Annotated in this window: 6 protein-coding genes; 5 read left to right on the top strand and 1 reads right to left on the bottom strand. The window is 67.8% G+C overall.

The window, feature by feature from the left end; genetic code table 11:
- Positions 1–73 precede the first annotated feature (73 nt).
- Both ACFV9C_RS01345 and ACFV9C_RS01340 read left to right on the top strand, forming a co-directional pair.
- On the top strand, positions 74–2,323 hold the full coding sequence (locus ACFV9C_RS01345) for a transglycosylase domain-containing protein (RefSeq protein ID WP_380189799.1): 2,250 nt from the start codon (positions 74–76) through the stop codon (positions 2,321–2,323).
- An 87-nt stretch (positions 2,324–2,410) separates the two neighbouring features.
- Positions 2,411–3,604 (top strand): mannosyltransferase family protein, encoded by a 1,194-nt coding sequence (locus ACFV9C_RS01340; protein WP_380189797.1) that lies wholly within the window; start codon positions 2,411–2,413, stop codon positions 3,602–3,604.
- A 200-nt stretch (positions 3,605–3,804) separates the two neighbouring features.
- Here ACFV9C_RS01340 and ACFV9C_RS01335 read toward each other — a convergent pair whose 3' ends face one another.
- Positions 3,805–7,743 (bottom strand): GH92 family glycosyl hydrolase, encoded by a 3,939-nt coding sequence (locus ACFV9C_RS01335; RefSeq protein WP_380189795.1) that lies wholly within the window; start codon positions 7,741–7,743, stop codon positions 3,805–3,807.
- Positions 7,744–8,077: 334 nt separating this feature from the next.
- On the opposite strand from ACFV9C_RS01335, the gene ACFV9C_RS01330 reads away from it, so the two are divergent.
- The 3 genes from ACFV9C_RS01330 to ACFV9C_RS01320 are packed head-to-tail and all read left to right on the top strand — an operon-like array spanning position 8,078 to position 13,179.
- Positions 8,078–8,692: a hypothetical protein gene (locus tag ACFV9C_RS01330; RefSeq protein WP_380189793.1), complete on the top strand. Its 615-nt coding sequence runs from the start codon at positions 8,078–8,080 to the stop codon at positions 8,690–8,692.
- Positions 8,685–10,499, top strand: a complete 1,815-nt coding sequence (locus tag ACFV9C_RS01325; protein ID WP_380189791.1) for a hypothetical protein — start codon at positions 8,685–8,687, stop codon at positions 10,497–10,499. Before ACFV9C_RS01330 ends, ACFV9C_RS01325 begins: the two co-directional genes overlap by 8 nt.
- Before the next feature lie 43 nt (positions 10,500–10,542).
- Positions 10,543–13,179, top strand: coding sequence for an ATP-binding protein (locus ACFV9C_RS01320; RefSeq protein WP_380189789.1), 2,637 nt, complete (start codon positions 10,543–10,545; stop codon positions 13,177–13,179).
- Positions 13,180–13,323: the final 144 nt, after the last annotated feature.

Raw genomic sequence — 13,323 nt, 5'->3', positions numbered from 1 at the left:
GATTCGGGCCTGTTACCACACCCACCGTAGTCTGTGGGGCAATGACTCCCGCGAGATCGTCGAGGATTGCACAGTGAGTGAAGCTCGTAGAAAGGCCAGCCCGCCGCGCCGGCGCAAGAAACATTGGGCGCTCCGGGTACTGGGCTGGTTCACCGCACTCCTGTTCCTCGGCGTCATCGCGGCGGTGGCAGCGTTCTTCGTCATCTACCAGACGACGAAGATCCCGACCGCCAACGAGGCGTTCCAGGCCAACACGACCACGGTGACGTACTCCAGTTCGTCCCAGCCGCTCGGCCAGTTCTTCGACCAGAACCGGCACTCGGTGCCACTCGCCCAGATTCCGAAGCACGTCCAGGACGCCGTGATCGCGGCCGAGGACCGGACGTTCTGGACCAACCCCGGCATCTCTCCGCAAGGCATGGTGCGGGCCGCCTGGAACATCGCTCGCGGTCAGCAGTTGCAGGGTGGCTCGACGATCACCCAGCAGTACGTCAAGGTCATGTACCTGACCCAGGAGCGGACCCTGACCCGAAAGCTCCAGGAACTGTTCATCGCCACCAAGCTCGGCCGGACGCACGACAAGAGCAGCACGCTCGAGGGCTACCTGAACACGATCTACTTCGGCAAGGGCGCGTACGGCATCTCGGCCGCCGGTGACGCCTACTTCACCCAGCCCGACCCGAAGCAACTGAGCGTCCCGCAGGCAGCATTGCTGGCGACGGTGCTGAACAACCCCACGCTCTTCAACGTCGACAGGACCGATGTCGCGACGAAGCGGCGGATCATCGAGCGGTATCACTACGTGCTGGACGGCATGCAGCAGATGGGCACGATCACCGCCGCCCAAGAGGCGAGGTACGCCAAGACGCTGCCCCCGCTGAAGCCGAAGAAGAAGCAGAATGTCTATGCGGGGGCCAAGGGGTTCCTGCTCGACATGGCTCGCAAGGAGTTGTTGCAGCGAGGATTCTCCGAGGAGCAGATCAGCGGCGGCGGCCTCAAGGTGACGACCACCTTCAGCTACACGCAGCAGTTGCAGATGGTGAAGGCGGCCGAGAACGAGTTGCCGGACAAGAAGGACAACCTTCATGTCGGCATGGCTACGGTCGAGCCGGGGACCGGACGGCTGCTCGCGATGTACGGCGGGCCGAACTTCCTGGCGAGTCAGTTGAACTGGGCGACCGCGAAGGCTCGGCCTGGGTCGGGCTTCAAGCCGTTCGCGCTGGCCGCGGCGCTGGAGGACGGGAAGAGCCTCTACGACATCTTCCAAGGTGACAGCCCGATCAAGATCCAGGGTCAGAAGCTCGGTAACGAGTTCAACCGCGACTACGGCGACGTGACCCTGCTGAAGGCCACTGAGCAGTCCATCAACACCGCGTTCTACGACCTTGTCGACAACAAGATGCAGGACGGCCCGAACAAGGTCGTCAACGCCGCCGAGGCGGCCGGCATCCCGAGTACGAAGGTCCTCGAAGACGGGCGGCACAATCCGTCGACAGTGCTCGGTCCGGACCCGTTCGCGTCCGCGGTCGACATGGCCGAGGCTTACGCCACGTTCGCGGCTGACGGGATGTACGCGCCGCTGCACGTCATCAGCGAGGTCAAGGGTGCGGACGGCAAGGTGCTGTTCACCGACAAGAGTCTCGACAAGAACAAGAAGCAGGCCATTCGCCAGGATGTTGCGCGGACGGTCAACTACGCCCTGCAGGATGTCGTGACCGACGGCACCGGTGTCGGCGCCAAGGACCTGGGTCGCCCGGTGGCCGGCAAGACCGGTACGGCGGGTGGCGTTGCCGTCGAGGACCGTGCGAAGGACAAGGCCTGTGGTGGCTGTATGCAAGGCTCCGCGACGCTGACGTCATGGTGGACCGGCTACACCCCGCAGATGTCGACGGCGGTGGTCTACCGGGCCGGTAAGACCGGTGAGAGCAACCTCGACCCGTACTCGAGCGACAAGGCGTTCTTCGGTGGCAACTGGCCGCTGAAGACCTGGCTGGCGTTCATGAAGCCGGCCCTGGACGGGGCCCCCGAGGAGTCCTTCCCGGACCCGAGCGGTGACCAGATCAAGGACACCACCACCCCGACGTACACGCCGCCGCCGAGCACGCCGACGAATACGCCGACCAGCACCCCGCCGCCGAGTACGCCGCCCCCGAGCACGCCTCCGCCGAGCACCCCGCCGCCGAACACCCCCACCAACACCCCGACGAAGACCAAGCCCACCAAGACCAAGCCGACCCAACCGCCGAACACCCCGGTGATCCCGCTCCCGACCGGCGGGGCGACGACCAAGCCGACCAACACACCCGGCAGCGGCGGTCAGTAGGCCCCAGGGTCGTCCGGGCGGCTGGAACCCGGATGGGGGACGATAGGGGCGTGACTCGGGCGGACTGTGGTGTGCGGTGGTGGCGGCGTGTTTGAGCGCGCGGCTGCCGGCGAGCCTCGGCCGGGGCGGGCTCGGCGGGCCCGGGTGGACGGGGTCTGGTGGCAGCGGTGGATGCCGTCGGCGCTCGCGCGGGAGGTGCTCGGGTGGTGGTTGGTGTCCCGGGTCGGGCTGTTCGTGCTGTCGGTGTCGGCGCCGCTGCTGTTCAACCGCGGTACCGACTACCCGAACGTGTGGCGGGCTTGGCTGCAGTGGGACGTGTGGCACCTCAACGCGGTCGCCCAGTACGGGTACAACCACGGTGAGCCGTCCGGTGCGCCGCTGGCGGCGTTCTTTCCGGGTTTTCCGGTGCTTGTGCACATCGTCGCGTACACAGGTATCGGTTACGTTGCCTCGGGCATCGTGGTCTCGGCTGTCGCCAGTGCGGTCGCGGGCGTGTACCTGGCGCGGCTGGCGGAGTATGAGTTCCCGGAGCTGAAGGGGATCGGGCCGAACGCGGCCATGGTCTGGTACGGCGCTCCAGTGGGCGTGTTCCTTGCCGCCGGGTACACGGAGTCGCTGTTCTGCGCGTTCGCGTTCCCCGCCTGGCTGGCGGCGCGGCAAGGGCGTTGGGCCCGCGCGGCGATCTTCGTCGCGCTGGCGTCGACCGTACGAGTCTCCGGGCTGTTCCTGATCTTCGCGCTCGGTGTCGAGTTCCTGACCTCGAAGAAGCGGGACTGGTTGTCGCTACCGTGGCTGGCGCTTCCCCTGGTACCGGTGCTGGGCTTCATGGCGTACTTGAAGCAGATCCATGGGTCCTGGTTCGCCTGGCACGAGGCGCAGGAGAAGGGATGGCCCCGCAAGTTCACCTGGCCGTGGACGGCGCTGCAGCACACCGTGGAGGCCGCAACCAAGGGCCGGTTCCCGGCTGACCGCACCGACTGGACCTGGATGTTCCGGGCAGAGCTGGTCGCGTTGGTGGTCTGCCTGCTGCTCCTGGTCTGGCTGGTCTGGCGACGCTCCTGGGGCGAGTCAGCGTGGGTCGCTGCGACCTTGGGCGCCTTCTGTACGTCGTACTGGGTCTTCTCGCTCACCCGGGCCACCCTGCTGCTGTGGCCGCTGTGGATCGGCCTGGCGGTCCTGATCAAGCGAAAGCCGTGGCTGGGGCGGTTCTACCTAGGCCTGGCGATACCACTGGCTGCTGTTTGGGCGGCCGCGTTCTTCACGGGCCGTTGGTCCGGCTGAGCCGCCTCGGTGTCCGGCATGTGGACAGTTTTGCGCGGAGGCAACCCCTGAGCGGGTTCGAGCGTCGATAGGGAAGAAGGGGTGGCAGTCCGGGCGGGGACCGCCACCCCTCATCAAGTTCCGGCGGAACCTCTCAGGGGCAGGCTCCGCCGGGTAGTCCTTACCGAGGGCGACGGCGGCTGCCGTCGCCCTCGTGTTCGTCAGCCCCAGTTCCGGTCGATCGGCTGGGACGGGGTCGGGCTCGGCTTGGCGGCGGCTCGTTTGTCGCTCGGGTGGGTGCCGGGCTCGACGCCCTTCAGGGTGCCGAGGAGTTCGATCTCGGCCAGCGTGACGCCGTCGGTGGCCGGGGCGAAGACCAGGCGGTACTGCGTGTAGGCCTTCGGCGAGGCGACGCTGAAGGATCTCGTGTACGACGCCCACGCCCACGACTCGCCCGTACGGCGATCCACGGTCGTCCACGTCGTACCGTCGTTCGAGCCCTCCAGCGTCCACGCGGACGGCGCCGTACCGGTGGCGCCGCTGGTCAGCGTGTACATGCCGACCGGGCGGCCCTGCGGGAGGGCGACCGTGACGGTCGGCTGGGCGCCGGTCAGCGTGACCTGCGTCTTCGCGTCGTTGTCGATCAGCTTCGAGACATCGGTACCACCCGCGCCGATGACCGCGCCGGTGTCCGAGGTGGAGTCCCGCCAGGTCGTCGGGTCCTCGCCCGGCGTGGTGATCGACGGCGGGGCGTCGTTGCGGCCGGTGCCCCACTTGGTCGGCTGGTCGGTCATCTCGAACTCGATCTTGCCGCCGTTTGCGATCAGGTCGTGCGGCAGCGAGGTCGACGTCCAGTTCTTGCCGTTGACCTTGACGCTCCTCACATAGATGTTCTTCGAGGAGTTCTGCGGCGCGCTGACCACCAGCTTCTTGCCGCCGGCCAGCTTGATCGTCGCCTTGGTGAACAGCGGCGAGCCGATCGCGTACGTCGGCGAGCCGACCTGGAGCGGGTAGAAGCCGAGCGAGCTGAACAGGTACCACGACGACATCTCGCCGTTGTCCTCGTCGCCCGGGTACCCCTGCCCGATCTCGGAACCGGTGTACAGCCGCGACAGCACCTCCCGTACGAGCGACTGCGTCTTCCACGGCTGCCCGGCCACGTCGTACATGTAGGTGATGTGGTGCGACGGCTGGTTGCTGTGACCGTACTGGCCCATCCGGACGTCGCGGGCCTCGAGCATCTCGTGGATCGTGCCGCCGTACCCGCCGGTGTGCAGGGCGTCCTCGGGCGTGCTGAAGAACTCGTCCAGCTTCTTCGCGAGCCCGTCCCGGCCGCCGTAGATCGCGGCCAGCCCGGCCCCGTCCTGCGGGGTCGAGAACGCCATGTTCCACGCGTTCGTCTCGGTGTAGTCGTGGCCCCAGTCGCGCGGGTCGAACGTGCTGGGCGCGTTGCCCCAGACACCGTTGGGGTCCTTGCCCTGGAAGAACCCGACCGCCGGGTCGAACAGCGTGACGTAGTTGCGCGCCCGGTTCAGGAAGTACTTGTAGTTGTCCAGGTACTCCTGCTTACGCGGGTCGTTCTTCTTCGCCTTGTCGTACAACGCCTTCGACAGGTTCGCGATCCCGAAGTCGTTGATGTAGCCGTCCATCGACCAGCTGAAGCCTTCACCGGTCGTGTTGGCGGTGTAGCCGTTGAACGTGGACAGGTCCATGCCCTTGCGGCCGACGTTCTGGGACGGCGGTACGACGGACGCGTTCTTCACCGCGGCGTCGTACATCGCCTGCACGTCGATGCCCTTGACGCCCTTGAGGTACGCGTCCGCGAAGGCCACGTCGGACGACGTACCGACCATCAGGTTCGCGTAGCCGGGGGAGGACCAGCGGGAGATCCAGCCGCCGTCCTTGTACTGCTGCACGAATCCGTTGACGAGATCGGCGGCCTCAGGCGCGAACAGCGAGTACGCCGGCCACACCGTCCGGTAGGTGTCCCAGAAGCCGTTGTTCACGTACGTCTGGCCGGCCACGATCTTCGAACCGGTCGCGGTCGGGGTGTCGGTACCCACCTTCGGCGAGGTCGGCGACGCGTACTTGATCACCGGGTCCTTCGCGGTCCCGGTATTTTCGGAGCCGTTGTTCGGGTAGAGGAACAGGCGGTAGAGGTTCGAGTACAGCGAGGTCAGCTGATCGGCCGTCGCACCCTCGACCTCGATCGTGCTCAGCTTCGCGTCCCACGCGGCTTGGGCGGCGTCCTTCACCTTGCTGAACTTCGAGCCGGCCGGTAGCTCCATCTCCAGGTTCTTACGAGCCTGCTCGGTGCCGATCAGCGAGGTCGCGATCCGGAGCTGTACCTGGGTGGTCTTCGCGTCGAACATGAAGTAGCCGCCGACGTTCGCACCGCCGCCGTTGGACAGCTTGCCTGAGGCAAGCACCTTCTGGTCGACCACGCCGTACACGAAGAGCCGGCCGGCGCCTGTGGACAACCCGCTCTTGATGTCCGAGTACCCGGTCACCACGCCGGTCGTCGGGTCGAGCGTCAGCCCGCCGCTGTTGCTGACATTGTCGAAGACCAGTGACGCCTTGCCGGCCGGGAAGCTGAAGCGCAGCATCGCGGCGTGGTCGGTCGGAGCGATCTCGGCCGCGTTGCCGTTGTCGAACGTGACGCCGTAGTAATACGGACGGGCGATCTCGTTGTCGTGGCTGAACGACCAGGCCCGCGCCTTGCGGTCCGCGGTCGGGGTGTCCGCCGTCGACGGCATCACCTGGAACGTCTGCCGGTCACCCATCCACGGGCTGGGCTCGTGGCTGATCGACAACGCCTGCATGGTCGGCCGGTTGGCCTCGTTGTTGCCCTTGGCGTAGTCGTACAGCCAGGACGTGGAGCCGGCGTTCGTGACCGGCGTCCAGAAGTTGAAGCCGTGCGGTACGGCGGTCGCCGGGAAGTTGTTGCCCCGCGAGAAGCCGCCCGTGGCGTTCGTACCGCGGGTGGTGAGCGCCAGATCGGACGGGTGCTTGGCCGCGGTCTTCTGGGCCGCGCGGTCCGGGTTGATCGCGGCCGCGATCCGGATGTCGTCCACCCAGCCGCGGAAGTCGGCCGGCCCGGACGGCTTGTCGTAGCCGATCAGGATCCGCATGATCGTCTTGCCGGCGGCAACCTTCCCCAGGTCAGCCTCGACGTTGTTCCACTGGTTCGTGTAGAGCGCTTTCGACTCGCCTTGACCGCGAGGGCTGAGCTCGAACCCGTGGTGATCGGTCGGGTGCAGGTCGCTCAGGTACGTGCCGTCGTCGAACGCCAGATCCAGCGCGGCGTACGTACTCGGGTAGCTGAGGTCGCCCTCGACATGCTCGGGGAAGATCTTGTACGAGAGCCGCGTGTCCTTGCCGACCTTGAGGTCGACGTCGGAGATCTTGTTCCACGTGTACCCGCGGCCCGTCGAGTCCTGGTGACCGGCGTACCGGAAGGACTTCACGCCGGTGAAGCCGACGCGGGCGCGGGCGTTGTACGCACTGGTCGGGCCCGAGTCGAGCCGCGACTCCGCGACCGGGCCGGGCGGCGGCAGCGGGTCGCCGTTCGAGAGATACCAGTCCGCGAGCTGGGCGATGTCCTCGCCGTGGTTCAGCGTGACGTCGAGCTTGAAGTACGTGTACGCCGTGTCGTTGGCGAAGCTGTACTCCTTGGTCTGGAACCGGTTCGCGAAGTCCTGGCCGGTCTGGGTGTCCAGCGTGGTCCAGGTGGTGCCGTCGTTCGAACCGGACACCGTCCAGTTCTTCGGGTCGCGGCCGTCGGCGTCGTTCGCCGAGGTCAGGGCGTACTTCTTGAGCACGACCGGTGCCGAGGTCTGGTAGACCAGCCAGCCGGTCGGCTGGAACACCAGCCACTTGGTGAACTTGTCGCCGTCGGCGGCGTTGGTGGCGATCTCGCCGCCACCGGTGTTCTCGCCGTTCGCGGTCACCTTGGTGACCTTGTCCATCTGACTGCCGCCGATCCCGGTCGGCGTCGGGCCGCGGACACCGTCGGTGCGCGGCTTCCCGTCCGGACCGGTCTCCACGGCGTCGGTGTAGCCGGGCTGCGGCTGCCCGGGCTCGAACGAGGTGAAGTACGACGAACCGCTGACCACCGGCTGCTCGGAAGCAGGAGGTGACGCGGCATGCGCTGGCGTCATGGCAACAGACATTGTCACAACCAGCGTGAGAGACGTGACGAGCCCCAGTGGGCGGCGGAGATCCATCTACGCTCCTAGCACGGCCGTACCGACGCGACCCCCGTCCGCCGGTGTGGGTACGCGGCCCCGATGACAAGGTTGTCAGCCCACGCCCGGCCGGAATCGTCTCCCGCCGATCACTCGCGGTCAAGACCTCGTCGCACTCGGTCCGCCTTGGCGCGTGAGTTTTCCACAAGTGGCAACGTGATCGTGCTGCGACAGGCACAGTCGGTAACTAGAGTTACCTTGCGCGGTCCGGTGGAGACCGTACGTTCTACTTCACGGGGAGGCCGGAGTGGCGGTGCAGGCCGTGCGTCGGCAGTACACGCACCTGCTGCTGCCGCATGCCTCGCTGGACGATCCGCAGCGGGCGCTGTTCGAGGTGGCGTTGCGCCCGGCCGGCTGGGTCGCGGATCCGGACGAGAATTCGACGATGTCGCTGCGCTGGACGAAGGGTCATGCGTCGCTTCGCGTGCAGACGCTCGGGTGGTTCCCACTGCTGGTGACGGTCGGGCCGATCGGGAGGCCGTCGGCGGTGCACCGGGACGCGGCGGCGCGGCTGACCGCTGCCGTGCTGGCTGGTGGCGGCAAGAGCTTCACCGACCGGCAGTTGGTCGAGTACCTGCCGCAGGCGCAGCTTCGCTGGCAGCGGGCGCTCCTGGAGCGTCAACGGTTGTCCACAGCCGAGCGCCTGCTCCAGGCGCGCCGTTGCTCGTACTGCGGGACGTGGTCGGACACGTCCGCGACGCACTGCGCGGGGTGCCGGCGTCGGTTCACGACAGCAGACGACCGGGAACGGGACACCACGGTCAGCGGCGCCACGGCGACGGTCAAAGAGGCCGAGGTGGCGCTCGCGCAGCTGGCACGCGGTGTGGTCTTGGAGCGGCTGGGCGGTGCCACGCATGGCTGAGGCTGTTGCGACCCGTGAGGCCGAGCGGTGGGGCTGGGAGTACCGCGGGCGTGAGGTTGTGGTGGTCGAGCAGCATGACCCGCCGGTTCCCGCCGTACCGCCGCCGTCTGCTCTGGCTGCGCTGGAGAGCAAGCGCGCTACTGCTGAACGGTTGCGGCCTGTGCTTGTGTGGGTCGCGGCTGGTGCCGCGGTGGCGACCGTTGTGGTTGCTGTTGTCGTGCAGCCGTTGCTGGCGTTGATACCTGCGTTGGTGGCGTTGGGCGTCGTGTGGCTGTGTTGGGGACGGCCTGAGTTGTTGCGGCGGGCAACTGTGAAGGAACACCAGCTGTGGCTGGCCGCCTGTGTCAGCACGATGGCTGGGTTCGAGCAGGACGTGCAGGCATGGCAGGAGGATCTGAGCGAGCGGGAGCGCACCAGGTCGCTCGAGGTCGACGCAGTGCGGCCATGGGTTCCTGTGGGTCCGGTGACGAAGGAACGGGTCGACCTGTACGGCGGTACTGCTGCGGGTTGGCGTGCTGCGTTGCTGGCAATGGGTACGTCGCTGATGAGTGCGGGCGGGCGGCTGGTCGTTCTTGATCTGACACAGGACGCCGTTGTTGAGCCGTTGCGTCAGCTGGCGGAGGAACATGGTGCGCCGATCCGTGCATCCGTCGTACCTGAGCACTCTGTGAACCCGTTGGCTGAGTTGAGTGCTGACGAGGTCGGTGTGGTCGTGGCTGAAGGGCTGCGGGCGGCAGAGCCTGAGCAGAGCGAGTCACGTGGTGTTGACGCGACCCTGGTGCAACAGGTGGCTGAGTGCCTTAAGGATGCGCCTGTCACATTCAAGCGGCTGCACTTGGCGCTTCAGGTGTTGCTGCGGCAGGTGACGCCGGATCAGCGCGGTCTGCTGACACGGTCCGAGTACGCGACGTTGACTGATCTGTTGAGCGAGTCTGCGCGGCGGTCGGCTGAGGCTCGGCTGTTCCGGTTGGCCGCTGGGGTGCAGCGGCTGGCTGCTGTTACCGGTGACGCGGCGATGGACGGGTGGGACGGCGAGGAGGTCTCGCTGCGGGTGTTCGAGCTGTCCCATCGGGAGTCCGAGCTGACCGCTTCGTTGCTCCGGCATCTCCTGTTCCAGATCACGATGGTTCGGATCCAGCGCGGCGAACTGTCCGGGCGGGGCGAGCGGATCGTGGTGATCGCGGGGGCGGACGCGTTCGCGCGGCCGGAGCTGGAGCGGTTCGACAGCATCTGCCGGCGTAATGGGCTTCGGTTGGTGCTGCTGTTCGCGCATCTGCGTGACAGCGCGGTCGAAGTGCTCGGCGGCGGGGACGCCGTGCTGTTCATGCGGCTCGGTAACGCGAAGGAGGCTGAGCAGGCGGCGACGTTCATCGGACGGCAGCACCGGTTGGTGGCGAGTCAGTTCACGTACTCGCACGGGACGAACACGTCCGTGTCCACGTCCGACAGCACCACGCGCGGGAACAGTGCGTCGACGAGCGAGTCGAGCGGCGTACAGACGTCAGACAGCCGGCAGGCGACGTTCGGGTTGCTGTTCAGCCGGCGGCATCGGTCGGGGTCGAAGACGAGTGGGGAGCAGTACTCCGAGTCGACCACCGGCGGTACGTCGTGGTCGGAGTCGACGTCGACGTCCGCGTCGAGCGGGACGACGGAGAGTACGTCGGTCGGGTATCAGCGCACCTACGAGTACGCGATGGAGCCGACCGTACTGCAGGGGTTGTCACCGACGGCGTTCGTGATGGTCGACCCCCTCGACCCCGCGAGTCCGCGCCTCGGCGACTGCGACCCACGCCTGGGAGCTCTGTGATCCCGTGGGCACGCGTATCGGCGGTTCCGCGGCCGGGGGTGTTGTGATTCCGCGGGTGCGGATCGTCGAGGTGCCGCTGGCCGGCGGGCCGGAGGCGGATGCGGCGCAGCGGTTGATCGCGTTGCGGCGTGGGTTGTTGCCGGCGTTGACGCTGCAGGCGGCGGCGGGGCAGCCCTTCAGCTTTTGCTGGACTCGTACCGCGGTCGGCGGACCTCTCGAGGTGCGGACCTCCGTCTTCGACTACCCGGTCGGTGCGCGGGTCGTCGACGCGGAGCCGGTCGAGTTTCCGTGCTGGGTGGAGGTCGGCGGCGTGCACGACGTACTCACGGCACTGCCGGAGGCCGAGGTCGAACCGGCTGGGCTGCTCGAGGATCTCGCCGAGGCGCTGCCGCCGTTCGCCTGGCTGGTCGAGGCGGTGCCGATCACGGACCGGCGCGAGCTGCTCGACGACCTGCATCTGCGGATGACGATCGGCCTCGACCGCGAGAAGATCTCCGGCCGGGACGCCCTCGACCTGGAGCGGAACCGCGCACGCTACCGCGACTTCTCCGCGGCCCCGGGCGGCCTATGGACAGTACGTATCCACGCCGGCGCCACGGACGACCGTACCGCCCGGATGATTGCCCAGACCCTGAGCGCGACCGCCGATCTTCACGAAACGCCGTACATGCTCACCGTCGAAGACTCGACCGGGTTCGAGGCGACCGGCGAGTTGCTGGCGGCAATCGCGCGACCGCCGGTGCGGGAGATCGCCGGCGTGCGGGCGGTCGAGCAGGTCCGCTTCGACCTGACGCCGGAGACCCCCGCGGACGGGATCCCGCTTGGCGACGTGATCGACACTGCGGGCCGGGCGGTCGCGCCGATGACGGTCTCGCGGGACACGCTCAACCGGCACGCGTTCGTCGCCGGCGCCACAGGGTCGGGCAAGTCGCAGACGATCCGGCATCTGCTCGAGGGGCTCAGCGCGGCCTCCGTCCCGTGGCTGGTGATCGAGCCGGCAAAGGCGGAGTACGCCGGGATGGCCGGCCGGCTCGGCGCCGACTCCTCGGTCGCGGTGATCCGCCTCGGCGACCCCGACGCCGTACCGCTGAGCCTCAACCCGCTCGAACCCGAGGCCGGCTTCCCGCTGCAGACCCACCTCGACCTCGTCCGCGCGCTGTTCCTCGCCGCCTTCGAAGCGCACGAACCTTTTCCACAGGTTCTGAGCCAGGCTTTGACCCGGTGCTACACGTCGTACGGCTGGGACCTGGCGCTCAGCCGCGGCGCCACGCAGTACCCGACCCTCGCTGACCTGCAGACCACCGCCCGCGCGGTCGTCGACGACATCGGGTACGGCGCGGAGCTCGCCGCCGACGTCCGCGGATTCGTCGACGTCCGGCTGACCTCACTCCTCCTCGGCACCCCCGGCCGCTTCCTCGGCGGCGGCCATCCCCTCGACGTCGCGGACCTGCTGCGGCGCAACGTCGTACTGGAACTCGAGGACGTCGGCGACGACCAGGACAAGGCGTTCTGCATGGGCGTCGTCCTGATCCGCCTGATCGAGCACCTCCGCGTCCACCGCACGGCCGCCTCCGGCCTGCAGCACGTCACCGTCGTCGAAGAGGCCCACCGGTTGCTCAAAGCAACCACCGACGGTACGTCGAACCACGCGGTCGAACTGTTCGCCGGCCTGCTCGCCGAGATCCGCGCGTACGGCGAGGGCATCGTGATCGCCGAACAGATCCCCAGCAAGGTCATCCCCGACGTCGTCAAGAACTCCGCCCTCAAGATCCTGCACCGCCTCCCCGCCGCCGACGACCGCGAAACCGTCGGCGCCACCATGAACCTCACCGCCCCCCAGTCCCGAGCCGTAGTCTCCCTCCCACCCGGCCAAGCCACCACCTTCACCGACGGCATGGACCGCCCCGTCCTCCTCCGCATCCCCCACGGCAAACCCCGCGAACACCGAGCACCCTCACCCCCGACCGTCGCTGTCGCCGGGCGCCGGAGTGCGACCTGTGGCGTGAGCTGTGGCGAGCGCCTCTGCACGGTGCGCGACATCGCCGACGCGGAGCGGTTCCTGGAGAAGAACCCGCGGTTCGTCCTGTGGGTCGAGCTGCTGACGGTCGCGCACATCGCCGCCTTGCCGAAACCGTTGCCGACGGCACCTTGGGCGTTCGGCGTACCGTCACGGGTCGTGGAGTGCGCGATCTCCGAGGCGGTGGGAGCCGCCGTCCTCGGGCGCGCCGAGGCACTCGGGCGCGGCGTCGTACCGGCGCTCTTCATCGGCCACCTCGCCGAGGTCGCCCTCGGCGTCGTCAGGCAACGACCACTCAGGTGCCCGCCGACCGAGATCGAATGGCAGGGCGGCGACTTCCGCTTCGCGGACGTGGCGGACGCGCTCCGCTCGTACACCGGCACGCTCGATGCGCCACACCCGTCGACCCACGAATGGGAGGCCCGCGGCCTGAAGCTCTGGGGCTCGACGATCGAGGAACAAATCGGCAGCTTCCTGAAGAGCCACTCCGCCAACGTCTCACCCACCCTGCTCTTCGGCAACGGCACCCTCCTCCGCACCGCCGCCACCCTCTCCAGGTCCACGGACCCCTATCTCCAACTCCTCACCGCAACCCATGGCCTCACCATCCCCGGCAGCTGGCATCGCTACGTCTTTCGCTCCCTGGAAACGAAGGCCAAATAGCCCATGGACCGACCATCCCGCAGACCCGAGCCCCTCGAACCGAACGAGCCCGCCGAGTCACGTGCCGAGCCGCAGGACCAGCCGACAGCGTCCAGCTCAGCACTGGAGGAGACCCAACCGCATCGCAGCACCGACGATCCGTCA

The sequence above is a fragment of the Kribbella sp. NPDC059898 genome (genome assembly GCF_042730855.1).
Taxonomy (GTDB): Bacteria; Actinomycetota; Actinomycetes; order Propionibacteriales; family Kribbellaceae; genus Kribbella.
The sequence above is the reverse complement of the archived record's forward strand: the minus strand, read 5'-3'. Positions and strand labels throughout refer to the sequence as shown.

Bases quoted from the DNA above. Each gene is read 5' to 3' on its own strand.
- ACFV9C_RS01335 (WP_380189795.1), bottom strand. From the start codon at position 7,743: ATGACGCCAGCGCATGCCGCGTCACCTCCTGCTTCCGAGCAGCCGGTG.
- ACFV9C_RS01325 (WP_380189791.1), top strand. From the start codon at position 8,685: ATGGCTGAGGCTGTTGCGACCCGTGAGGCCGAGCGGTGGGGCTGGGAG.